General features: G+C 44.7%; 25 protein-coding genes. 17 read left to right on the top strand and 8 right to left on the bottom strand.

Features of this window, described 5'->3' with window-relative positions:
• Positions 1-46 precede the first annotated feature (46 nt).
• Positions 47-1,447, top strand: a complete 1,401-nt coding sequence (hslU, locus tag CLV98_RS21565) for an ATP-dependent protease ATPase subunit HslU (RefSeq protein WP_109677920.1) — start codon at positions 47-49, stop codon at positions 1,445-1,447.
• A 61-nt stretch (positions 1,448-1,508) separates the two neighbouring features.
• On the opposite strand, the gene CLV98_RS21560 is transcribed toward hslU, so the two are convergent.
• The 3 genes from CLV98_RS21560 to fmt form a co-directional block, all read right to left on the bottom strand.
• Positions 1,509-2,624, bottom strand: coding sequence for an alpha/beta hydrolase (locus CLV98_RS21560; protein ID WP_109677918.1), 1,116 nt, complete (start codon positions 2,622-2,624; stop codon positions 1,509-1,511).
• A 48-nt stretch (positions 2,625-2,672) separates the two neighbouring features.
• Positions 2,673-3,164 (bottom strand): dihydrofolate reductase, encoded by a 492-nt coding sequence (locus CLV98_RS21555; RefSeq protein WP_109677916.1) that lies wholly within the window; start codon positions 3,162-3,164, stop codon positions 2,673-2,675.
• Positions 3,165-3,277: 113 nt separating this feature from the next.
• Positions 3,278-4,198: a methionyl-tRNA formyltransferase gene (gene fmt / locus CLV98_RS21550; protein WP_510185940.1), complete on the bottom strand. Its 921-nt coding sequence runs from the start codon at positions 4,196-4,198 to the stop codon at positions 3,278-3,280.
• Positions 4,199-4,430: 232 nt separating this feature from the next.
• On the opposite strand from fmt, the gene greA reads away from it, so the two are divergent.
• The 4 genes from greA (at position 4,431) to CLV98_RS21530 (ending at position 7,961) form a co-directional block, all read left to right on the top strand.
• Entirely contained in the window at positions 4,431-4,907 is a 477-nt protein-coding gene (gene greA / locus CLV98_RS21545) for a transcription elongation factor GreA (RefSeq protein ID WP_109677914.1), read from the top strand.
• Positions 4,908-4,997: 90 nt separating this feature from the next.
• Positions 4,998-5,342 (top strand): hypothetical protein, encoded by a 345-nt coding sequence (locus tag CLV98_RS21540; RefSeq protein WP_109677912.1) that lies wholly within the window; start codon positions 4,998-5,000, stop codon positions 5,340-5,342.
• Positions 5,343-5,410: 68 nt separating this feature from the next.
• Positions 5,411-6,481, top strand: a complete 1,071-nt coding sequence (locus CLV98_RS21535; RefSeq protein ID WP_109677910.1) for a M42 family metallopeptidase — start codon at positions 5,411-5,413, stop codon at positions 6,479-6,481.
• Positions 6,482-6,716: 235 nt separating this feature from the next.
• Positions 6,717-7,961 carry an exo-beta-N-acetylmuramidase NamZ family protein gene (locus CLV98_RS21530; RefSeq protein ID WP_211320099.1) on the top strand — a complete coding sequence of 415 codons (1,245 nt, stop codon included), beginning with the start codon at positions 6,717-6,719 and terminating at the stop codon, positions 7,959-7,961.
• Here CLV98_RS21530 and CLV98_RS21525 read toward each other — a convergent pair.
• The 4 genes from CLV98_RS21525 to CLV98_RS21510 form a co-directional block, all read right to left on the bottom strand.
• Complete coding sequence (locus CLV98_RS21525; protein ID WP_158281307.1) at positions 7,958-8,602, bottom strand: LysE family transporter; 645 nt, start codon at positions 8,600-8,602, stop codon at positions 7,958-7,960. The genes CLV98_RS21530 and CLV98_RS21525 overlap by 4 nt on opposite strands.
• Positions 8,603-8,757: 155 nt before the next feature.
• On the bottom strand, positions 8,758-9,498 hold the full coding sequence (locus tag CLV98_RS21520; protein WP_109677906.1) for a LytR/AlgR family response regulator transcription factor: 741 nt from the start codon (positions 9,496-9,498) through the stop codon (positions 8,758-8,760).
• A 202-nt stretch (positions 9,499-9,700) separates the two neighbouring features.
• On the bottom strand, positions 9,701-11,005 hold the full coding sequence (gene eat / locus CLV98_RS21515) for an ethanolamine permease (RefSeq protein ID WP_109677904.1): 1,305 nt from the start codon (positions 11,003-11,005) through the stop codon (positions 9,701-9,703).
• Positions 11,006-11,046: 41 nt separating this feature from the next.
• Positions 11,047-11,832, bottom strand: coding sequence for a PI-PLC domain-containing protein (locus tag CLV98_RS21510; RefSeq protein WP_109677902.1), 786 nt, complete (start codon positions 11,830-11,832; stop codon positions 11,047-11,049).
• A gap of 379 nt (positions 11,833-12,211) precedes the next feature.
• On the opposite strand from CLV98_RS21510, the gene CLV98_RS21505 reads away from it, so the two are divergent.
• Positions 12,212-13,900 (top strand): amino acid permease, encoded by a 1,689-nt coding sequence (locus CLV98_RS21505; protein ID WP_109677900.1) that lies wholly within the window; start codon positions 12,212-12,214, stop codon positions 13,898-13,900.
• 31 nt (positions 13,901-13,931) lie between these two features.
• On the opposite strand, the gene hxpB is transcribed toward CLV98_RS21505, so the two are convergent.
• Positions 13,932-14,600: a hexitol phosphatase HxpB gene (gene hxpB, locus CLV98_RS21500; RefSeq protein WP_109677898.1), complete on the bottom strand. Its 669-nt coding sequence runs from the start codon at positions 14,598-14,600 to the stop codon at positions 13,932-13,934.
• A gap of 330 nt (positions 14,601-14,930) precedes the next feature.
• Between hxpB and thiM the strand changes: the two genes are divergently transcribed.
• The 11 genes from thiM (at position 14,931) to CLV98_RS21445 (ending at position 23,760) form a co-directional block, all read left to right on the top strand.
• Positions 14,931-15,740: a hydroxyethylthiazole kinase gene (gene thiM, locus CLV98_RS21495; RefSeq protein WP_109677896.1), complete on the top strand. Its 810-nt coding sequence runs from the start codon at positions 14,931-14,933 to the stop codon at positions 15,738-15,740.
• Positions 15,740-16,387: a thiamine phosphate synthase gene (thiE, locus tag CLV98_RS21490; RefSeq protein WP_109677894.1), complete on the top strand. Its 648-nt coding sequence runs from the start codon at positions 15,740-15,742 to the stop codon at positions 16,385-16,387. The genes thiM and thiE overlap by 1 nt, the downstream gene beginning before the upstream one ends.
• Before the next feature lie 25 nt (positions 16,388-16,412).
• The gene (gene thiD, locus CLV98_RS21485; RefSeq protein ID WP_109677892.1) at positions 16,413-17,231 is read left to right on the top strand and encodes a bifunctional hydroxymethylpyrimidine kinase/phosphomethylpyrimidine kinase; all 819 of its coding nucleotides are present in this window, start codon (positions 16,413-16,415) and stop codon (positions 17,229-17,231) included.
• Complete coding sequence (gene tenA, locus CLV98_RS21480; RefSeq protein WP_109677890.1) at positions 17,231-17,881, top strand: thiaminase II; 651 nt, start codon at positions 17,231-17,233, stop codon at positions 17,879-17,881. The genes thiD and tenA overlap by 1 nt, the downstream gene beginning before the upstream one ends.
• Before the next feature lie 261 nt (positions 17,882-18,142).
• Positions 18,143-18,640, top strand: a complete 498-nt coding sequence (locus CLV98_RS21475) for a pyridoxamine 5'-phosphate oxidase family protein (RefSeq protein WP_109677888.1) — start codon at positions 18,143-18,145, stop codon at positions 18,638-18,640.
• Between the two features lie 73 nt (positions 18,641-18,713).
• Positions 18,714-19,622 carry an LEA type 2 family protein gene (locus CLV98_RS21470; RefSeq protein ID WP_109677886.1) on the top strand — a complete coding sequence of 303 codons (909 nt, stop codon included), beginning with the start codon at positions 18,714-18,716 and terminating at the stop codon, positions 19,620-19,622.
• 159 nt (positions 19,623-19,781) lie between these two features.
• The gene (cmoA, locus tag CLV98_RS21465; protein WP_109677939.1) at positions 19,782-20,519 is read left to right on the top strand and encodes a carboxy-S-adenosyl-L-methionine synthase CmoA; all 738 of its coding nucleotides are present in this window, start codon (positions 19,782-19,784) and stop codon (positions 20,517-20,519) included.
• Positions 20,516-21,235: a methyltransferase family protein gene (locus CLV98_RS21460; protein ID WP_109677884.1), complete on the top strand. Its 720-nt coding sequence runs from the start codon at positions 20,516-20,518 to the stop codon at positions 21,233-21,235. The genes cmoA and CLV98_RS21460 overlap by 4 nt, the downstream gene beginning before the upstream one ends.
• A 179-nt stretch (positions 21,236-21,414) precedes the next feature.
• Complete coding sequence (locus CLV98_RS21455) at positions 21,415-21,816, top strand: hypothetical protein (protein WP_109677882.1); 402 nt, start codon at positions 21,415-21,417, stop codon at positions 21,814-21,816.
• A 258-nt stretch (positions 21,817-22,074) separates the two neighbouring features.
• The gene (locus CLV98_RS21450; protein ID WP_158281306.1) at positions 22,075-22,680 is read left to right on the top strand and encodes an RNA polymerase sigma factor; all 606 of its coding nucleotides are present in this window, start codon (positions 22,075-22,077) and stop codon (positions 22,678-22,680) included.
• 3 nt (positions 22,681-22,683) lie between these two features.
• The gene (locus tag CLV98_RS21445) at positions 22,684-23,760 is read left to right on the top strand and encodes a FecR family protein (RefSeq protein WP_109677879.1); all 1,077 of its coding nucleotides are present in this window, start codon (positions 22,684-22,686) and stop codon (positions 23,758-23,760) included.
• Positions 23,761-23,908: the final 148 nt, after the last annotated feature.

Raw genomic sequence — 23,908 nt, 5'->3', positions numbered from 1 at the left:
ACATTCTGAAATTAAATACATATATTTAGAATTGATATCGTCGAACATGAATGAACACTTAAACCGATTGACTCCGCGTCAGATAGTTTTTGAATTAGATCAATATATTATCGGACAAAATGACGCCAAACGAAATGTAGCCATTGCCCTGCGCAACCGTTGGAGGCGTATGAATAGTCCAGTGGATATCCAAAATGAAATCATACCTAATAATATCCTGATGATCGGTGCCACCGGAGTGGGTAAGACGGAGATTGCCCGTCGACTGGCTAAGGTGGCCAATGCGCCCTTCGTGAAGGTAGAAGCTTCTAAGTTTACAGAAGTGGGCTATGTGGGTAGGGATGTAGAAAGTATGGTAAGGGACCTGGTAGAGCAGGCCGTCGGGATGGTGAAACAGGATAAGAAGGAGCAGGTGAAGATAAAGGCGGAGCAGGCCGTTGAGGACATTATTTTGGATGCCTTAATTCCCCCCGTTCGTGGAGCCAGCTATACTTCCAACGCTTCCACCAATACCTCCGACGACCAGTCGGTCCCTGAAGACGACACCGAGCTCAATCAACGGACCAGGGAGCGTTTCCGGGAAAAGATCCGTAATGGCGATTTGGACGATCGGAAGATTGAGATCGAAGTACAGCAGAATCAGGCGCCTAACGTGGGCATGATCGGTGGGGGGATCGACGATGTCTCGATGATGAATATTCAGGAGATGATCGGAAATATGGTTCCTCGCCGTGGTAAGAAACGGAAGGTGACGGTACTGGAGGCCAAAAAGTTATTATTGGATGAGGAGGCTTCTAAGCTTATCGATATGGATGAGGTGAAAATCGAAGCCATTCAAAAGGCCGAAAACCTAGGGATAATTTTTATAGATGAGATCGACAAGGTTGCCTCTAGCCGCGCCTCTGGAGGGAGCGGTCCCGATGTGAGTAGGGAAGGCGTGCAGCGCGACTTACTCCCCATCGTGGAGGGGAGTGCCGTGAATACGAAGCACGGAGTGATACATACCGATCATATCTTATTTATCGCCGCTGGGGCCTTTCATGTAGCCAAGCCGTCCGACCTTATTCCAGAGCTTCAAGGACGATTCCCCATCCGGGTGGAGTTGAATAGCCTTACGGAAGGCGATTTTTATAAAATATTACAGGCACCAAAAAATGCCCTAACCAAACAGTACGTAGCGATGCTGGAGTCGGAGGGGGTAGAACTTCACTTTGAAGAGCAGGCCATTCGCGAAATCGCGAAAATAGCCTTCGAGGTGAATAGCGAGGTGGAGAACATTGGGGCCAGAAGGCTTCAGACTGTGATGAGTCATTTGCTTAACGACCTGATGTTCGATGTCCCCGACGTGATTGGGGCCGATTCCCAGATCGTCATTACCTCTGAAATGGTCCAGGAGAAATTGTCTCATCTGGTCAAAAACCGAGACTTGAGTCAGTTTATTTTGTAATGAACTAATAAAAAAAAACGCCTGTCAGAGCATTGGTTTCTGACGGGCGTTTTTTTATGGGCTAACCATTGTAGAGCCAGTCGAGTGCTTTTGGAAACTCTTGGCCCCAGCGGCCCTGAGCGTGTTTTCCAAGAGGGTCTATTTCTGTCTTTATTTCTACTCGGGAGTAGCCAAATCCTTGGTTAATCAGTGTTTGTTTTAACTTTTCTATGTTTGGGATCATATTACCATGGTCCGAAACCTGCCCTTCTTTACCTCCGCCGTACAAATAGATTTTCATCTCAAAGGGTTCGAAGAAATGGATGGCATCGAAGTAAATCCGTCGGGATATCCATAGAGAAGGAGAAAAAATCATGAGTCGGCCAAACACATGCGGGTACATCAAGGCTGCATAGATGGTCAGCAGGCCACCTACCGAGCTACCTCCCATTCCGGTATGAAGCCTATCGGATAGTGTTCGGTATTGTCGGTCAATTTGTGGCTTGAGGGTATCCGTTATAAATTTAAGGTATAGGGCGCCTTGGCCTTTTCCCATTTTTGGGGTGTCGTAAGGAGATATTTCTTGAAAACGATCCTCTTCATCGGCATGGTCGACCGCCACGATGATGACGTTGGATTTATCCTCGGCGGCCAATTTGGTGAGCTCTTGGTCTATCCTCCAGTTTTCATAGGGCGACCCATCACCGAACAGATTTTGGGCGTCGGTCATGTAGAGCACGGGGTAATGCCTATCGGGTTGTTCGTAATAATTGTAAGGAAGTAAGACGTGAATCCGCCGATTTTTGTCCAATTGAGGGATATAAAACTCCTCAGACAATACTTCAATGATAGGGCTCCGGTCCTCTATGACCTTCATATTCCTTCGCCAGCGGGTAATTTTGTCCTGAACCAGGTCGGTTTCGCTGTATACGACGCGGTTGGGGTGCTCCTGTCCGTATCTATCGAGCTCTACCTGGTCCCAGCCTCCTCGGGTATATTTATATTCCAGAGGGAAAGTCAGGGGGGTGGATTCTGGAAATCGAAGGGTATAATGGCCAGGGCTGGTTTCTGTCATTCGGAAATCCTCTACGTCGGGAAGCCATTTGCAAAATGCCCCAGAAATAAAAATGGGTCTGGGGTCGGTAGTTGGGGTTATTAATTCAAAAACTAAGGTTTCTGTTAACGTTGAAGCGGTCATTATATTTATTCACTTAAAAAAATGGGTTCTTATAAACGGTAGTTCGGATCAGGTTTTTTCTAAATCAACGAATTCGTAGGAATATTCATGTGTGCTGTCGGCGACGTGCTTCTCCGAAAATACCTCTTCCCATGAAGCGTTGGTAGGAATTTCAAAAAAGGTGTCTCCTTCTACTGTAGTCTTTACTTTGGTGAGGTAAAGCTTATCGGCCATCGGCATGGTTTGTCGGTAAATCTCCCCTCCTCCTATAATAAACGACTCATCAGTTTCCAGACTTCGTGCTTTGGCTATGGCCTCCTCTATTGATTTTACCATAAAAACTCCCTCAGGTCGATAGTCGACTTGAGTACTAATGACGATAGAACTACGCCCTGGTAACGGTCGGCCGATGGACTCGAAGGTTTTTCTTCCCATAATAATAGGGTGTCCCATGGTAAGGGCTTTAAACCTTTTTAGGTCGGCGGGGAGCCTCCAAATAAGTGCGTTTTCACGGCCTATTACACCATTTTCGGATACGGCGACGATGATCGATAGTTTCATAATGGGCAGTTTTTTTATTCGATACTACCGAATAAAATCGGGTTATTTTTTTTGAAATAATTTTATAAAAACGGCTAGCACCTGAAATATTTTGATGGGTAACCGTTGTTTACCTATAATTTATAGCCTCGGAGGAAATCAGCTATAGGCATCCTTTTTTTGCCTTGCAACTGTAAGTCGAGAATCGCCAGCCAGCCGTCACCGGCTCGGAAATGCAGATAAGTTTTGTTATCGCTCAAATAGGAACCTGGAGTAGCCGTGTCAGGTCGATCGACGATTTGTGTATTAAAAACCTTACAGGTTAGCTCGTTTAGTACGGTCCATGCGGCTGGGTAGGGGGAAAGTCCCCGTACGAAATTAACCAAGTCGATAGCGGGTTTTTGCCAATCTATCTCACAGGTTTCCTTAAATATCTTCGGGGCCAGCTTTAAGTCATTGGTCTCCTGCTGGGCTTGTTGTGGATATTGTCCTTGTTCGATGGCCTTTACGGTGTGTACCACTAGGTCGGCACCTCTTTCCATGAGGCGGTCGTAGAGGGTGCCGGCGGTGTCGTCGGGATGGATAGGCTCCGTGTCTTGAAAAATAATTTTACCAGTGTCTATATCTTTTTCTATAAAGAAAGTCGTTACTCCTGTTTGAGTTTCTCCGTTGATCACCGCCCAGTTGATGGGAGCGGCCCCGCGATATTGGGGAAGTAGGGATCCATGGAGGTTGAAGGTGCCCAAAGGAGGCATGGCCCACACCACCTCGGGGAGCATCCTAAAAGCCACGACAATCTGGAGGTCTGCCTTCAGGTCGGCGAGGGTCTTTAGGAAATCTGGGTTTTTAAGTTTTTCGGGTTGGAGTACTGTCAGGCCTTCCTGTAGAGCGTAGGTTTTAACGGGAGAGGCCAGGAGTTTTCGTCCACGGCCGGCGGGTTTGTCGGGTGCCGTAATTACGGCCACAATATTAGATTTTGCCTCCACTAGACTTTTTAGGCTAGCTACAGCGAAATCGGGTGTGCCCATGAAAATTATTCTCAGCATATTTGATATCTTAATTGAATCCTTTTGAGCGAATGGTTTGTTAGCGTTTACAAATATTGCTATTTTTGTCGTTCATCTTTAGAATTATGAGAAAGAAAACTATTCATATGTGCCGAAATGATCTGGGTTCCTAGCCTTCTGCAATGCGTTTTGTCAAACTCATGTGGACGGTCTTAGAGCCGTTCTTTTTTTTTATACGCCGTTGTTAATTTTATAAAATATATAAACCATTTATTAAATCATGGCTAAATTTTCATACTATACAGAAGAAGGTTTAAATAAACTCAAGGCCGAGTTAAATGATATGAAAACCAAGGGCCGTACCGACATTGCCAAACAAATAGCCGAAGCCAGAGATAAAGGGGATTTGAGTGAGAATGCCGAGTACGATGCCGCCAAGGATGCTCAAGGAATGCACGAAATGAAGATCGCCAAGTTGGAGGAAATATTGTCTACGGCCCGTGTGATAGACGAATCCTCTATTGATACTTCGCAAGTGGCGGTACTGTCGAAAGTACGTATCAAAAACCGTAAGAACGGAATGGAAGTAACGTACATTCTGGTATCGGAAGAGGAAGCGGACCTTAAGGCCGGGAAAATATCGGTAGGTTCGCCAATTGGCAAAGGTCTGCTTGGAAAAAAAGTAGGTGAAACAACCGAAATTAAGGTTCCTGCAGGTATTATGGAGTTTGAAGTCCTGGATATTAGTAGGTTATAAGGCATAGGCCTACCTAGTTGCATACAACAGTTCACAATAAGCAGTATTAACTGTATATTGTGAGCTGTTTTACTTTAAGGACGACTCAAAATGCAGTTCAAGGGTATCATTGTTAGTATTTCCTTTTTGTGGGTGGAAGGGATGGCTATATTCCCTTTCGTTTTTACTCGGCATAAGGCTCCCAACAAGACCTTGCTCCATCATGAGTGCATACATTTGGTACAACAATTAGAAATGGGGATCGTTCTTTTTTATTTATGGTATCTCTTGGAATATTTGGTTAGGCTTATCACGCTCAGAAACCATGATAGGGCCTACAGAAGTATCTCTTTTGAGCAGGAAGCCTACCTACATGAGTCCAACCCCAGGTATTTGAGCCAGCGAAAGCGGTGGGCCTTTTTAAGATATCTTAAAGGCGGCCACACCCTGCGCTAAAGTAGGGGTTCGTAGGGCAATGAAATTTTCCATTTTTTATCAAGCATTTTTTTTATAAATCAATTCATATGACTGACAAGAGTAAGGAGTTTTTGTATAAGTATTTGAATAATGCTTCCCCAACGGGTTTCGAGTCTACCGGCCAACAAATCTGGTTAGACTACCTTAAGCCCTATATTGAAGAACAAATCGTGGATGTTTATGGTACCGCTGTTGGGGTTATTGGCCCCGGGCAGGACTATAAAGTGGTTATTGAAGCTCATTCCGATGAAATAGCCTGGTTTGTTAACTATATCTCCGACGAAGGATATATCCATGTGCGCCGTAATGGAGGCTCCGACGCCTCTATAGCACCTTCAATGCGTGTAAACTTGCATACCGCTAAGGGCGTAGTGAAGGGCGTGTTTGGCTGGCCGGCTATCCATGTGCGGGACACCTCCAAGGACCAAACCCCGAAGGTACACGAGCTTTTTATAGATGTAGGCGCCGAAAATAAAGATCAGGTGCTTGAAATGGGTATTCATGTGGGCACGGTGGTCACCTTTGCCGACGGCTTGGACGAGCTTAACGATAAATATTATGTCGGAAGAGCCCTGGACAACCGTATGGGTGGGTTTATGATTGCCGAAGTAGCACGAATGTTGCACGAGAATAATGTCAAATTGCCTTTCACCCTCTATGTGGTCAACGCAGTTCAAGAAGAAATAGGGCTTCGTGGGGCCGAAATGATTTCAAGAAGATTGAAACCCGACTTGGCGATATGTACCGATGTAACCCATGATACGCAGTCGCCCATGTACAACAAAAAGGAACAAGGCGACCTTAAAAGCGGGGCAGGACCGGTGATATGCTACGGACCAGCGGTTCAGAACAATTTGAGAGACCTGCTCATCGATGTGGCGGAGCAAAAGTCGCTTCCGTTCCAAAGACAAGCCGTAAGCCGCTCTACCGGGACGGATACCGACTCATTTGCATATTCGGCCGAAGGGGTAGCTACTGCCTTGATATCCCTGCCTTTGAAATACATGCATACCACCGTGGAGATGGTGCATAAGGACGACGTACAAAACGTAATACAATTGATGTATGATGTGTTGTTGAGTCTGAAAGGCGATGAGGACTTTAGGTATATTAAATAAAAAACGACTAGGGGGCGAAGGAATTTCGCTCCCTTATTCTTAGAGTCTGTTTAAAAATTAACCAATTGATTGTTTATGCTATTTTTTGGCTACAACTTCGTTAAATTTTTAGTGATAGCTTAAGCTATCACTGCAAAATTTGCCTTGTTTCGCACAAAAAATAAGTGATAAACAATTCAATCATTAAAATTTAAACAGGCTCGAGGCCCGAATAAAAAATATTTACCTCATTTTTATGAATATGACTTTTAATCTTTCGATCGGATTGAGTTTAGTGCTCTTATTTCAAGGGCCGTGCCAGAGTACGTCGAATCAACAGGCGGGGGCTTCAGAGGAGAAGCAGCAGGTCGTGAGGCCCATTAAGACAGGAGCCGACCGAACGGAAGCATATTTATCGTACCTGAAGGGCAAAAAAGTAGGGGTGGTCGTTAATCAGACCTCTATTATCGGCAATACGCCCCTGGTAGACAGTCTGGTGAGCTTGGGCGTCGATATTAAACTTATTTTTGGCCCCGAACATGGGTTTAGAGGGACAGCCAGCAATGGCGACAAGGTCTCCGACAGCGTAGACCCCAAAACGGGGATTCCTGCCATATCGCTGTATGGCAAATTGAAAAAGCCAACCAAGGAGCAGATGGCCTCCATAGACCTGATGGTATTCGATATACAGGATGTAGGGGTACGGTTCTATACCTATATCAATACCCTGGGGCATGTTATGGAAGCCTGTGCCGAGAACAACAAAGAGTTGCTCCTATTGGATAGGCCCAATCCCAATGGATTTCTTGTCGATGGACCGATATTAGAGGACCATTTGCATTCGGGTATAGGCATGTACAAAATTCCAATTGGGCATGGTCTTACGATGGGGGAGTTTGCCCAGATGATCAATGGAGAAGGAATGTTACCGCAGAAGATGAAATGTGCGCTTAAAATCATAAAAGTGGAGCATTATACCCACGATTCAGCGTATACCTTGCCGGTACTGCCTTCGCCCAATCTGAACACCCAGCAGTCGGTTATGCTGTACCCCCATTTATGTTTGTTCGAAGGCACCATTATTAGTCAAGGGCGAGGCACCTACATGCCTTTTTCGGTGTTGGGGGCTCCATTGCTAAAAGGGAAATATTCCTTTTCTTTTGAACCCAAAAGTATCAAAGGGATGAGCGAGTCTCCTTTGCATATGAATGAGACTTGCTATGGAATCGATCTCCGAAAATACGATGTGGAACAAATCCGCAAGAGTGGGCAACTGAACATAGCTTGGTTAATTGAGCTATATAAGGCCTATCCTCAGAAAAATAAATTTTTTGATAAGACCCAAAGTCGGCAAATGGGAGACTTCGATAAGTTGGCAGGGACCGAAAACTTAAGAGAGCAAATTATTGCCGGTAAGTCCGAGTCCGAAATTCGCCAATCGTGGGAGCCAGGTTTACAAGCATTCAAACAACTAAGGAAGAAGTATTTGCTATACCCCTAACGGTATTTTTTATAAAATTTATAGGTTTGAAAGGCGGCCAAAAGTAGGAATATACCTGGGATAATCCATTGGCTTGCGGCAGGGGTAGCACCTATAGGAACAGTAAGCAGGTAATTGAGAAACTGCACAAATAGGTAGATCCCGCTAAAGGTGCCTATGGAGGTTCCGATTACATACCAATATTTTCGATATCGCCCCATATCGATATAGGATTCATTGATCAGGTACAAGTTCCACCCAGCCCAAAAGGGTACTTGCATCAGATTGATGGCGTTGAACATAAGCCCCAGGGTAAACGGAGAATACTGTGTCAGAAAATCATTGGTGAGTAAGGATGGCTCTGTTCCCTGGATAGGCTTGGAATTGAAGAAAAAGGAGATCGCCAGGAAGATGAGGAAAATGATAGACATCACCTCAATATTGCGAACCATTTTTTTTTGAGCCAGCAGCCATTCTGCTGCTTGGAGGGTTAGTAGTATGAGTACAAATTCAACGACAACAACACCCAATAAAAAGGCATATAAGGCTTCACTTCCTCGTTTTTGGTTTATTTCGGAGGCAATTAGGTTAATATATCCTAAGGGTAAGGAGCCGATTAGGCTAATGCAAAAGCCTACCAATAAATTTTTTGTACTCTTCAATTTGAATATTCGAAATGCTATAGGGATGCAAAATATAACATCCTTAGCAGAATTATATAGGGCATAGCCGATATTTCCTCAATAACTGGAACGAGGTTAGTTGGATTGGCCCTTATCAAGCTCACCTAAAAGGAGGGGTTATTGAAATTAGAAACCTAGGTAAAAGTATTAAGCTTTTTAAAGAGTTCGGAGCGATTGTCGGCAGTGATGGGGATCTCTATGTCGTTGATCATCAAATGGATGTGGTTAATGCCTGTGATGGCATTCAGATTGACGATATAAGACTTGTGCGTTCTGAAGAATTGATTGTCGGGCAATTGGCTGATCATGTTTTTAAGAGTCTCCCGAATCGTGTACTTCCTGTCAGGGGTATGTAGCTCCAGATAATTGTCATCGCTTCGTATAAAAAGGATTTGATCGAGGAAGATTTTGCTAAAGATATTTTTCTCCTTGATGAAAAGGGCGTCTTGAATCACAATAGACTCTTCTTTCGCTGGCTGATCCTGTTCGACGGGAGCGGGGGTGCTATTCTCCTTATAGTTTTTCATGGCCAAGCTCACTGCTGTATATACCGATACATTTTTGAAGGGCTTGTTCAAAAATGCATTTGGAGAGGTATTCAATGCGGCATTGACGATGGCAAGCTCTTCGTGGCTAGTCAGGAAAATGAAGGGGAAATTATACCTGGCACGAATGTATTCGGCCAGGTCTATGCCCGTCTTATACCCTCCTAAGCTGATATCCAATAATGCCAGATGAATCACCTCCTTATTGAGTATTTCTAAGGCTTGGTGATAGTCGCCGGCCAAAAAAAAGTTGGAATATCCAAATCCCTTTAAGGTGTACTGCAAATGTTTCGCAATAACTACCTCGTCTTCTACAATTAAAATTTTCATTCTTTAGAATTAGAAGATTCTTAAATTCCAATTAATTCGCAATAAGGAGCCTAAGACTCTTAAAGGTGATCCGTCGGATTCTGAAAAAAATCACCTAGTTGATAGAATAGGCAACTTATTTATATTACCATTTGTAGCGGGTATTGGGTAATTACTACCCCAGATAGCTTTGTATCAGATTTCAAATATAGTCTATAATTGATTAATTTTTTGCAAAATACTTTTGGTTTATGGTAAAAATACTACCCAGAATTGCTAATCCGGCAAAGAAATAGAGACTCAAAACGAAATTGTAGTAGATGATCGCCACCAGACATAGTAGTGACAATAAAAGGGCAACGGCCGGAAAGTAGGGGTAGCATGGAGCCTTAAAGGGGCGTTCCATTTCGGGTTCTTTCTTGCGCAAAACGAATAGAGCAAACATGCTGACAATATACATAACGATGGCCCCCAAGGCCGCAATGATAATGACCTGGTCGGTGGTGCCCAATACCAGCGCGAGGCAGCCGATGGCCCCACCTGCTAATAGGGCCCAATGGGGCGTTTGGAAACGGCCGTTGACTTGTCCCAAAAACTTGGGTAAAAAACCCTCCCGCGCAAGGGCATAGATCTGCCGGGAATAGCCTATGATGGTGCCATGGAATGAGGCAATGAGTCCAAAAAGGCCTAAACTAGCGAAAAGATGGGTAAGACCACTATCTTCGCCCAATACGATGGACAAGGCCGCAGGTAGTGGGTAGTCTATGGTGCTGAGGGTACTCCAATGCGCCACTCCTCCCGTTACAATCATGACGGCTAGGGCCAGAATTACCAAGGTCAGGATACCATAAATATACCCTAGCGAAATCGTTCTTTTGGGGTTCTCTACCTCCTCGGCTACCATGGCTACCCCCTCAATGGCCAAGTAAAACCATATCGCAAAGGGCAGAGCGGCAAATATCCCTTGCCAGCCAAAGGGCATAGGATCTTGTACGAAGGTGTCGTAGGAGAAATGCGGGGAGACAATCCCGATATAAACGAGCAGCTCCACAACCGCCAGTATAGTGACAAACAAGGAAAAAGTGGCTGACTCCTTGATACCTAGCATATTGATGCCTATAAAGATTACATAGCAAGCAATGGCCACCTGAAGTACGCTTAGCTGCGGATACAGGAAGTGGGTGTAGCTGCCCAGGGCGAAGGCTATGGCCGGAGGGGCTATCAGGAACTCGACCAAGGTGGCATAGCCGGCCACCAGCCCTCCCCAAGGGCCAAAGGCGCGATGGGCATATGCAAAAGGGCCCCCCGCTTGGGGTATGGAGGTAGTCAGTTCAGTAAAGCTATATATGAAGGTGATGTACAATACTGTGACGATCAGGGTGGCTATGAGGAAACCTACCGTTCCGGAAACGCCCCAGCCATAATTCCATCCGAAATATTCTCCTGAGATGACCAAGCCGACCGCTATGGCCCATAAATGAATTGGTTTAAGTACTTTTTTTAGAGAGGTTTTACTTTGTTCTGACATGTAAGATGGTGGGCTTAGAGTGAAAATATATTGAAATTAATTTATAAAGGTCCGGTTCGCAGGTAATCAGCCAGTTCAACGACCCGTTGGGTGCTAATACAATCTACCTGTAGGTCCATTAGTTTTTTCCAGGTGTTAATATTGTCCGGTGTATTTCTAAACCGGATCGGTTTTTGAATTCGGTGGGCCTGTTCTATGATTTTGGAAAGACGTTTCCGGTCCTTTCTTAACATTTCCCCTTCCCCGTTCCAGCGGCTATAATCCTTAAGGTTAGGGCTAAACAGTGCAATTCTCATTAATTGATACTGCGTATAGCTCGTTTCGGGCCTGCCTTCGAAATGAAAATATAAGGGGTATTTTTGAAAGGCATTGGGATCGGGGATATTTCCTCCTAGTACGATAGTAATACCTCCTTGAGGGGAGAGTTGATCAATCATAGAGGTCAACAGCCGTGTAAGGACCTCAATAGTCGGTTCAAAAGGGCTTCGAATACGACATATTAACTGAAAATGAGCCGTAGTGGAGCGCTGTCCTTGCTGTGGGAAAGCGCGTTGGAGTGGTTTTAGGTAGAGCCTATCCAATGTACGGCCTTCTTTAATCTGTGACTCATTTTCGGCGATGTAGAGCGTGTCTTGAAAGTAGAATAGATCCATTTCTACGGCCTTAAATCCTTGTTGATGCGCCTCTGTAAAGGGGTGTTTTTGAAGATGATCCCTTTCTGATAGCCCCTGCGCTGGGCTATAACTCCGCCCCGGTTGCCCCAGACTCGGATGAGGGCAAGCCATTATAGACCAGTATAGCAGCATTACGGCAAAAATGGGGCGCATTTGTCTTTGGATAATAGTATACGTAAAGTTAAGTTTAATTCGCTTCGATCGCAATGCACCGCACTTTTAACTGATCATGCCGGAGCACCAGTTGCGAATCCCGCTCGGTGATTAAGCGTCATTGGGGGGCAAGTGGGATCACCTCGATGCTTATCAGAGTACTATCCAGACCAGCCTTGCCTAATAGGGTTTGCATCATATATTGGTGATTTATGACTTATTGAAGTTTAAACGATAGCCGCCAAATAATCTATGGTGAAAGTGAATAAAATGGGGTTGGTATTTTTAAAAATTAAAAACTATCACACGATCAATTCAATTTTATAATTACTTTTAAGTTTTAATTAAGGCGACCAGTCGTAAACCGAATTCGTATTAAATGAAACCAAGCTCTTCACTATTCCGAAAAAAATCAGTAGATCAAATTTTAAAAGATGCGCATGATGCTGATAGTGGACTCGAAAAGGTGTTGGGGGTTCGAGACCTGGTCTCCCTCGGAATAGCAGCCATAGTAGGAGCGGGAATCTTTAGCACCATCGGGCTGGCAAGCTATAACGGAGGGCCGGCAGTGTCCTTACTCTTCGTTTTTACGGCGATAGCCTGCGTTTTTACGGCCCTGTCCTATGCCCAATTTGCGAGCACAGTTCCCGTTTCGGGTAGTGCATATACTTATGCTTATGTTGCATTTGGTGAGTTTTTCGCTTGGATCATCGGATGGGCGCTCATCCTCGAATATGCCGTTTCTAACATGGTGGTGGCCATATCGTGGTCCGAGTATTTCGTATCCATGCTCAGTGGTTTTGGGATCCATATCCCAGGTTATTTAACGATGGATCCGGGGTCGGCCTCGGAGGCATTTTCCAAAATGCAACTCCTAGGGCTCGAGGCCTTAACGACCAGCGAACAATTTGCGGCTGCGGCTTTCGAGGCAGCACCCCGAATCGCGGGTATTCCCATCATTTTTGACCTGCCTGCCGGTATCATTACCGCCTTAGTGACTTGGTTGGTCTATTTGGGTATCAAGGAGTCGAGAACCGCCAGTAACCTGATGGTCGTCCTGAAAATTGGGGTGGTGTTATTGGTCATTCTAGCTGGAGCCTTTTATGTAAAACCCGAAAACTGGACTCCATTCGCTCCCAATGGAGTGAAAGGGGTGCTGAGTGGGGTAGCGGCTGTTTTCTTCGCTTTTATTGGTTTCGATTCTATTTCTACCACCGCCGAAGAGTGTAAGGATCCCCAGAGAGATATGCCTAAGGCCATGATTTACTGCTTAATTATCTGTACTGTCCTGTATGTTCTTATAACCCTGGTGCTTACGGGTATGGTCAACTATAAAGAGCTGAATGTGAGTGATCCACTCGCCTTTGTGTTTGAGTATGTTGGGCTCGACTTTATGGCGGGGCTTATTTCAGTAAGTTCGGTGATCGCCATTACCAGCGCCTTGTTGGTATATCAGCTTGGCCAGCCGAGGATCTGGATGACCATGAGCCGCGACGGCTTGCTATGGAAGAGGTTTTCGAAAATTCATCCCAAATACCATACGCCTTCCTTTGCTACCATCGTTACGGGCTTCGTTGTCGGTATTCCTGCGCTGTTTTTTAAGATGGATTTTTTCGTAGACCTTACTAGTGTGGGGACTTTCTTCGCCTTTATTTTGGTATGTGGTGGCGTGTTGTATCTCGATCATTCGGGCTTATCGAAGCAGTCCAAATTTAAGGTCCCTTATATTAATGGTAAATATATAGTAGGCCTACTGCTCTTGGTAGCTATTTGGGCTTTGGTACAATATGGGCAAGACACGCTCTCCGAATGGGCTGGGTTTACCTTTATGGATATTTTGGAACATAAAGTGTTGACCATCGTGTTTTGGTTGACATGGATTACCCTTTCCGTACTTAGCTTTAAATACAATTTCTCCTTACTTCCTGTAGCGGGAATACTCACCAACCTCTATCTAATGACCGAGCTAGGTTCTTCTAACTGGTTTATTTTTATGATATGGCTGGTCATTGGTCTTGTGATTTATTTTAGTTACGGATACCGTAAGAGCAAACTTGCCAAGCCTTAATAAAAATAATAGACGGCAATAGTCCTGCAGCCTAGGGTCGGTTGGAGGCGACTTCTACTAAAGAAGCAAAGTCAAATTCGGCTAAAGAAGCCAGCTTAAAATCTGCAATTTCGAATTTTGAGTGGTGGAACACCTCCGGTGCGGGCACCGAAATGGTAGTCATACCTGCAGAACGGGCCGATTGTAAGCCGGCATGGGAGTCTTCTATAGCCAGGCAGGCCTGGGGTGGCACGCCCAGTTTTAGAGCAGTAGACAGGTATACGGCTGGATGCGGCTTGGTGAATTCCTCTAAAGTGCCCGAGTGCCAGGTTGTGAAATATTGTCGCAGGCTGAGCCTATCCAAGACACCCTCGATCAGCTCCATATGGGATGCCGAAGCCACTGCTAAGGGCATTCCTCTTCGATGCAGATCTTTCACCAAGTCTATAGCGCCAGGCATAGCGGTGGCGCTGGACAAAATCTTGGCATGGGCATAGCTGATGATCTCGGCCTCCATTTCGTCGAAGGTGGGGGTATCCCAAGGTTGAATTTTGTGGCAATACTCCAAAAATAATTGACAGGCCAATCCAGTCGTTTGTTGTTTGAGCTCTTCTGTGAGTTTAAAATTTATCTTTCTCATGGTATGCTGCGCAGCCTCGAGCCATATAGGCTCAGAATCGATCAGCAGTCCGTCCATGTCGAATATTATGGCTTGTATCATGTGGGTAGATATGGCAAAGGTGCTACAAGCATGCTATTCTGCTGGTAGCGTTTTGGGATTAAAACTTCTAAAACTACCCGTACCACAGCGGGAAATTGTGGTATGAGCTGCAATATATTTTGACTGGGTTTTTTTATGTTTTCAAATCTACTACATTAGCAATTAATAAATGCAGACCGATCGTTCAAATTTCACGAATGGTGGTTTAGAAGACCGTCCACGGTGTTTCTTTCCGAGGTTTGCCAGGCATGTACTTCCTCAAAAGAATCCCTGATGGTATTGTTTTTGTAATATTCGAATTCCATACAATCTTTTATAAATAGTAGCTCAATGATCGAAATGAACTTAGGAACTACCCTTTTGTCTCTTCGCAACCAAAAACCATTGGTTCATAATATCACGAATTTTGTGGTGATGAATTACACTGCCAACGCTTTACTGGCCGTTGGGGCCTCACCCGTGATGGCCCACGCTCCCGAGGAAGTCGAAGAGATGGTAGGTTTGGCCGGTTCATTGGTGATTAATATTGGCACCCTTTCCTCTACCTGGGTCGAGGGCATGGAGAAGGCCATGGTGGCAGCTTGCCAGCTGGGTAAACCTGTGGTGTTGGATCCGGTGGGAGCAGGAGCTACTACCTTCCGCAACGATACTTTGCTGCGCCTATTAGCTGCTGGTACTCCTAGCATTATTAGAGGGAATGCCTCCGAGATTATGGCTTTGGCCGGTCAGCAAGGACAGACCAGGGGCGTAGATAGTACTCAGTTTTCGACCGAAGGATTGGAGTCGGCCCAAATGCTATGCCGACAGCTTGGCTGTGTGGTGAGCATCAGTGGGGAGACCGACGTGGTAGTGGGGCCAGAAAGTGTCGCTTACATTTCTAATGGAAACCCGATCATGACCCGTATCACAGGAATGGGTTGTACGGCCTCGGCCCTGGCCGGAGCCTTTGCCGCTATTGCACCCAACGCCTTCGAAGCGGCAGTGGCTGCAGCCGCCGTCATGGGGGTTTGTGGAGAACTGGCCTATGAAGGAGCCCATTTGCCGGGGTCTTTCCAGATGTCCTTTCTCGACAAGCTATCGAGCCTTTCTCCGGCGGAGTTGGATGAAAGGGTCCAAATAACCATTGAAAATAACGGCTAATGGAGCGGCATTTACCTCTATGCCTGGTTACGGACCGGGAGGCTTGTAAGGGCCGCGAATTGGAATGGGTGGTTCGGCAGGCCGTGCTGGGTGGAGTTACCATGGTTCAGCTACGAGAAAAATCGCTATCGACTAGGAAATTTATAGAATTGGCCCTACTCTTGAAAGGTATGTTAAAGCCACTGAATGTCCCTTTGGTGATTAACGATCGGGTGGACGTAGCCTTGGCGGTAGACGCCGACGGCGTGCACGTAGGGCAGTCCGATATGCCTATTCCTTTGCTGCACCAGCTTTTGCCCAAAGGGAAAATTATTGGTCTTTCGGCCGAAACGGAGGCCGATGTATTGGAAGCCAACGCATTTGAATTGACTTACTTGGCCGTCAGTCCCTTGTATGCCACGGCTTCCAAAACGGATACTGCCCCGCCCTGGGGGCTACAGGGGCTAGCGTGGGTGAAGGCCCATAGCAAACACCCCCTTTTGGTGATAGGGGGGGTAGATCCCCCTACGGCCACCCAATGTGCTAGCTTGGGAGCTAGCGGTGTGGCGGTAATTTCGGCCATATGTAGTGCACAGTCCCCCAAGGAGGCTGCCGAAAGCTTGATGGTAGCCCTCGATAAGGGAATAGAAGCAAGGAAACTCAACTAACATCAAATTAATCTGACTTTTACTTATGAAACGATATCCAACTGTATTAACCATAGCAGGGTCTGACAGTGGAGGAGGGGCCGGTATACAGGCCGATTTGAAAACCGTGGCCGCTCTGGGTGGCTATGGGATGTCGGCCATCACGGCCCTTACCGCTCAAAATACCATGGGTGTAAGTGATATCATGAAGGTGCCTGGGGCTTTTTTGAAAAGCCAATTAGAGGCCGTTTTTCAGGATTTCTTGATCGATTCGGTGAAAATTGGGATGGTCAATACCATAGAATCTGCCGAGGTAATTGCCGCGGCCTTAGAGAAGTACGTTCCCCGCTTCGTGGTGTTCGATCCGGTGATGGTATCGACAAGTGGCTCCAAACTCATAGAAGATAAGACAGTGGCAGCCCTATGGGCCTTACTTTTTCCTAAGGTACATCTAATCACTCCCAATCTTGATGAGGCCGAAATATTGGTGGGTAGGAAGATAAATAGTGAAAAGGAAATGGAAATTGCGGCGCAAGAGATGATTGATAAGGGCTGTCAGGCCGTTTTGTTAAAAGGCGGGCATTTGGTGGCCGACAAGCTCTACGATGTGTTTGCCCAAAAAGACAGCAAGCCGGTGGTGTTGGAAACGCCCTATATCGACAGCAAAAATTTGCATGGTACTGGCTGCACCCTCTCTTCGGCTATTGCCACTTATTCGGCCTTAGACTTGTCCTTGATGGAGTCGGTATTGATGGCCAAAAATTATATTGCTGATGCCATTCAGGCGGGGAAAAATGTGGTGACAGGCCATGGCCTCGGACCATTAAATCATAGCTACTCACCTCAAAAAATGTATTTGAAATAATGAAGTTTACCGAATCCTTATGGCAGGAAAATGCCGACATTTATGAAAAAATATTGAAGCACCCATTTATTTTGGAATTGGCTTCTGGAAGCTTGTCTATCGATAGATTCTCCTTCTATATTTATCAAGATTCACTCTATTTGAACGAATTTGCGACCGCCTTGGCCGTAACGGGCACCAAAGCGCCTGTGTCAAAAGATAAGCTGACCTTCCTTAGTTTCGCTCAGAATGCCCTATTGGTGGAGGGACTGCTTCACGAAAATTATATGGACTCTCTTCCGAAGCAAGATCAGAAGGGGGCGTCTCCTTCGGCCTTGGCTTATACCCAGTATTTGCTAGCAACAAGCAGCCTGAAGCCCTATGCCGTATCGGCGGCGGCCCTATTGCCCTGTTTTTGGATCTATAAGCGGGTCGGCGATCATATTTTGGCCCATCAGGCAGCCAATAATCCCTACCAGAACTGGATAAATACTTACGCTGGCGAAGAATTTGCCCAATCTGTGTCCCAAATGCTGGCCCTCGTCGATGGCATTGCCGCTCAGAGTACCGTTGCCGAGCGCGACTCCATGCGCCAGGCTTATAGAAAAGCCACCCAATATGAATATATGTTTTGGGACAGTGCCTACCACTTGGAGAAATGGCCGGTATAGTCATTAAATTGATTTTATGCCTATAAAATAGACCTTACTAGGCCTGGTTTTTCAGGTAGATTTTTGATGTCGAAAAAGAAATCACCATTCTGCCTGACAACCGTTTTTTGCATGGTTGCATGAGTTGAATGCCGACGGTATAACCCAAAAAAGTTCTGATAGGGTCGAATGCATCCAGATTTATCCAAGGCTAGGAGAAGTTGGCGCCTAAGGAACGGTTTTTGATAGGTTAGTTACATTTTATTAAATCATTATAATAATATGGAAACGAACCTAATAGATCGCCAAGGAATAGAGAAGTTAAAAGAATTGGCTTCTGAGATAAAAATTTGCATGTTCACCACCCTCGAGAAGGGAAAGATCGTGTCGCGCCCTATGACGGCCTTAGAAACAGACGATGATGGGAATATATGGTTCTTTACCAGCAAAGATACCGATATTGGCTCACAAATGAGGGAAGAGGAGGTTACCTTACTTTTCGCTAGCCCCGAGGAAAATAGCTACTTAAGCGTGTCGGGGTCCTACCACCAAGTACAGGATGAGGAAAAAAAGAAATCTTTGTGGAATCCCATCTCCAAGGCGTGGTTTCCGGCTGGTAAGGAAGATCCCTCTTTGGTGATGATCCGCGTATGTCCGCAGGAGGCTTCGTATTGGGATTCCTCTTCTTCCAAAATGGTCGTTTTTCTCTCCCTCCTTAAGTCGATGGTGACCGGGAAGCAGCCTGCTGAAGGGGAGCACGGTACCATAGAATTACATTGAGTGAGGGTCCTCCAAACAGGGCCCTTCATATCCTCCATCGCCGCTAGCCCATTCCGGCAAAATCGCCTGTTTTATGAAGAGTAATAAAATCATTTGGTGGATTGTGGGCCTTGTAGTTATACTCATCTTGGCCTTCGTCTACTATAAAAAGAAATATGCTAACCCCATTTCGGGCCTTAAACCCCGTATAGAAATGGGGATAGGGAAGATCAACAATATCACTGGTAAGTCGGTGGATCTTACGCTCCGATTAATGATACATAACCCCTTGCCCGTGGGGCTGGATGTGGAAAAGTTCGACTTTTCTATTCATATGAACGGAGTAGCGGTGTTGGAGGATCGATATGGTAAGGGGTTCAAGGTATTGCCTAGAGACAGTAGTATGTTAGAACTCCCTTCCCGTTTTAATCTGGGAGATTTGGCACAGGAAAGCAAGGACCAAGCCGAGAAAGGAGCCGATAGTGCTGATTATCGTTTTGAAGCAATCGTAACCCTATCCAAACCTGTCCTAGGCAAAGATACCCTTCACCTGGTTCGTAACAATCGGATGCCGCTTTATAGGGTGTTGCAAATAAAGGTGGCCGACTATGATATCGAGAAGTTCCGACTTGGGGATTCAGATATTCGCCTGAAAATTCAGATTAATAATCAAAATGTTTTTCCGGTCCAATTACGGGACCCCTATTTTGTATTAGACGTAGGCGATCAGAAACGCCTTGGTGAAGGACATAAGCCGGGCCTCACCGTTATCCCAGCTAAGAGCGACTCCCTGTATGAATTGCCCTTTGAGGTCAACCTTGGGAAAATATTAAAAACTGCGGGACAGCTCATTGGTCAAGGTAAAGACCTGCCCTTTACCTTGTATATAAAGAGTACCATGGAATCCGAAAATGAGGTCTTTATGGGAAGTAAGATGAACTTGATCATCGATGGAAAACTTAAGGATTTAGATAAACTCAAAAGGAGTATAGGAGAAGAGTAATAGAAAGTGTCGAGAGATAGGGGTACCAAGTTGGCCAAAACTTGTTATGAATTTGGTTTAAATTGGTTTTTCCGAGATTATGTAAAATATAGTTTCATAAATATCGAAATTATTTATAAATTATGCCCCAGTTTTTCAATTTATAATAACGACGATTCGATGGAAGAAACCCGAGTAGATAAAGTTTTTGATTCCGAAATTCAACAAGTATCCGACTTCAAGTTTGAAGAAAAAGTAGTGAGCGTATTCGACGATATGGTCAATCGTTCCGTACCCTTTTACGATGAAATTCAGCGTATGATCACCGAGCTGGCCGCCAGCCATGCAAAGCCTAATTCCTCGGTTTTCGATTTGGGCTGCTCCACCGGAACTTCTATGATTGCCATAGACCCCTTAGTACCCAGCGATGTCACTTTTGTGGGGATCGACGACTCACCCGAAATGATAGAAAGATGTAAATTGAAATTTGAAAAGGCGGGTATCAGCCGCCCGCATCAGCTGTTAGTAGGGGATATTAATGAATGGAATCAAGTACAGAATGCCTCGGTGGTAATCATGTCCTTAACGCTTCAATTCGTAAGACCTACCCTGCGAAGCAAAATTGTGAAACAAATATATGAAGGCCTAAATCCCGGAGGATGTTTTATTTTGGTAGAGAAGGTGCTGACCGATCACCAACTGTTTAACAGGGACTTTATCAAATATTATTACGATTATAAACGGAGAAATGGATATAGCGAACTAGAGATATCTCAAAAGCGAGAGGCGTTAGAAAATGTATTAATACCCTACACCGTCTCGGAGAATAACAGTTTGCTTAAGGACGCAGGATTTGAAGGCTGCGAAATGTTCTTCAAATGGTATAATTTCTCAGGATTAATCGCATATAAAAAATGATTGCTATAGGAAACTTTTTTTTTAAATACAGGAACTTCCTCTTTATATTCCTGTATCTGTTACTTTTTGCCCCTTCTCCTTCCTTGTTTACGGCCGAAGCCTTTGGCGAAAACTATTACGTATATCCCTTACTCATCGGGCTATTCGTTACCATTTCTGGGGAGCTTATTCGAGGCATTACAATTGGCCTGGCGTATATCATTAGGGGAGGAAAGGATAAGAAGGTGTATGCCGAAAAGCTGGTCACCGAAGGTATTTTTAACCATGGTCGGAACCCCCTGTATGTTGGAAACATCTTGATGCTAGCAGGCGTCGGCATTCTCTCTAATTCCCTTTTATATGTTTTGGTGGTTATCCCTGGATTCTTGTTTATATATCAAGCCATTGTCCTTGCCGAAGAAAACTTTTTAAGAGGCAAATTTGGTAAGGATTTTGACAATTATACCCAAAGAGTGAATCGTTGGATCATCGATTTTCGGGGCATTGGTCAATCCGTACAAGCCATGAAATTCAATTATAAGCGCTGGATTCTCAAAGAGTACAACACGCTTTTGGTATGGCTGGTGGGAATCTCCGCTATTATATGCCTTAGATATCCAGAATTATTTGAAGGGGACGACCACAGACAGCGGGTTTTTATAACCTCAGTGATCGTATTTGGAAGTTTGTACTTGATCGTGAGGTATCTTAAAAAATCGGGCAAGATGACGGCCTAATCCACGGGCAAAATAGTTAGGCTGTACCTACTCATCATCTATTCGAAAAAAGAGGTATATTTAGGTTATAATAATCATCAGAAAAACACCCCATGGCATGGTTTTCGCATGGCTTATGAGGACGTAGTTCTGATGATTCATGGTATCGTCAGGCAGTATTCAATAAACGAAATACAAACATGAAAACTTTCAACAAACTGGCACTCCTAGTGACGGTAGCACTTCTAACCTTTGCCTGTTCATCACAAATGAAGCTGATCAACTCATCGGTGGTTCCGGCCGCTACAGGCTCGGTGAAGGTTAAGCAGGATAAGAATAAAAATTATGGGATCGAGGTTGAAGTCAGGAATCTGGCTCAGCCCGACCAGCTAACGCCTTCCAGGTCGCATTACGTGGTATGGATGGATGCTCAGAATGTCTCTGCCAAAAAGCTTGGTCTGATGCGGATTTCCTCCAAAGGCCTAAAGGGTTCTTTGAGTACGGTATCGGCTCAGGAGCCTAAGAAGATTTTTATCACGGCCGAAAAGGACGAAGACGTACGTTACCCGAGCTCTTTCGTCGTATTTAGTACGGACAAATAAGCGAGAAACCTTCTAATAGGCTTCAACCTCTGGGTAACCCAGAGGTTTTTTTGTGGGTGAAAGTCTGGGTAATCAGTGATTTAGCTGCTTTTTTTCTGTGTTATTATAAATAAATCAAAAAAAGTCAGGATAATTCTCACGCCATTGTCTCCTTTAGGTAGCTTGGTTGAAAAGTTTGTTTTATCATGAATAAATATAAAGAATTGGATGACGCATTTAGGTAAGCCGATAAAGTTTCTTGATAATCTTCCCTCGCAAATGGGAAATGATGAGGATCAAGCCCTTTGGTTGCTGGTAAAGGAAGGGGACCAAGCATCCTTTGGCATCCTATTAGAGCGTTATTATCCTGTTTTAATGAACTATGGTGTTAGAATTAAGGATGACCCCGAATTTATTAAAGATTGTTTGCACGACCTTTTTGTTGAGATATGGAACAGAAGATATCAACTGGATTCGGTGCATAACTTAAAATCCTATCTTTTGGCTTCTTTGCGTAGAAGGGTAATTCGGGAGTCGAAGCGCTTGCGGTGGTTTAAGGAAGCCAGGGAGCTCAACGACGATTATCATTTTGAGGTTCAATTCACAATTGAACACTATCTAATCAATAATGAGATCAAGCATGAGTCACTTAAAAAATTAAAAGTCAATCTAGATCGGCTGACAAAAAGGCAACGTGAAGTGATTTACCTGCGGTTTTATCAAGAATTGGACTATGATGAGATTTCAAAAATCATGGAGATCAATAGACATTCTGCTGTTAATTTGATTTATGAGGCATTAAAATTATTGAGAAAGAACTGGTTTTTAGCCTCGATGTCGGTCCTTCCCGAATTTATTTTCAACATGACCCTGGGTAGTTACTAAAATATGGATGATCACATCATGAAAGCATATGATTTATTTCAATTAGAAGATTTCGTCCAAGATATCTATTTCCGCCAATGGGTGCTAGGTCAGCTGGAGCCAGAGGATGAGTTTTGGACAAATTGGCAAAAAAAATATCCTGAGAAAAAGGGTTTATTGGAACAAGCTGCATTGGTCATCAAGACCTTTCAGTGCGATCCAGGATATGTGAACCCGCAGGCGGATGCCGAAAGTATAAATTCGATCATGGCGGCGATAAACCTACCCGCTGAACGGAAACTTTGGGTTAGAAATTGGTTGTCTGTTGCTGCTGTAACCTTACTTGCGGTTGGCTTATCCTTTTTACTGTTGACCGATGGGAAAGACCGTCAGCCAACTTACCTTGTAGATAGCTGGAAGACCGATGCAGGAGTTAAGAATTACGAGAATACTGCGCAGGATCCTATGTATGTATTATTGTCGGATGGAAGTGAGATCTGGCTTCAAAAGGCAAGTAGCTTAAGAGTCGATGAAAGTTTTGGCCAAAGTGTAAGAAAAGTCATCTTGGAAGGAGCAGCGGAGTTTAAGGTACAGCGTGATGTGAAAAGGCCCTTTTATGTGTATGCTAATGGGTTGACCACAAAAGTATTAGGGACCACTTTTAAGGTCGTTAGCTATGACCAGGATAAGGTGTCAGTATCGGTGAGTAGCGGAAAAGTTACTGTATACCAGGATAAGCCGAATAAAGAAATTGAGCTATCGGACGAACTGATACTGAAGCCTAACCAGCAGGCCATTTTCTTTAAGACGGAAAAAAAACTAGTTAAAACCCTAGTCGAGAAGCCTCTCCGGATGCCCGAAGAGCTTAATATCTCTAGCATTTATAACGAAAGCCCCATGAATCAAGTCCTAAAAGACCTTGAAATGGCTTACGGGGTGACGATTTTATATGATGAGGATTTGCTGAAGAAATGCAATCTGACGGCGACGCTTTCGTCCGAATCATTATATGACAAATTAGAATTGATTTGTGAGACTATCCATGCCAAATATCAGATTGTTGATGGGCAAATCTTAATAACTGCCCGAGGGTGCATCTAAGCGAATACAATATAAGTTAAAAAATATCGATGGTGCTGCAAACACCATCGACAAAATTGCCTGAAATGCAGCTATCCCCATAGCTGCGAAGGCGGAGTTTTTGCTCATTCTTGGTCAATTTTTAAACAAAAACCGCTGTTTAAACAGC

The organism is Dyadobacter jejuensis (genome assembly GCF_003149085.1).
GTDB lineage: Bacteria > Bacteroidota > Bacteroidia > Cytophagales > Spirosomataceae > Dyadobacter > Dyadobacter jejuensis.
This window is presented reverse-complemented; position numbering and strand designations above follow the sequence as displayed.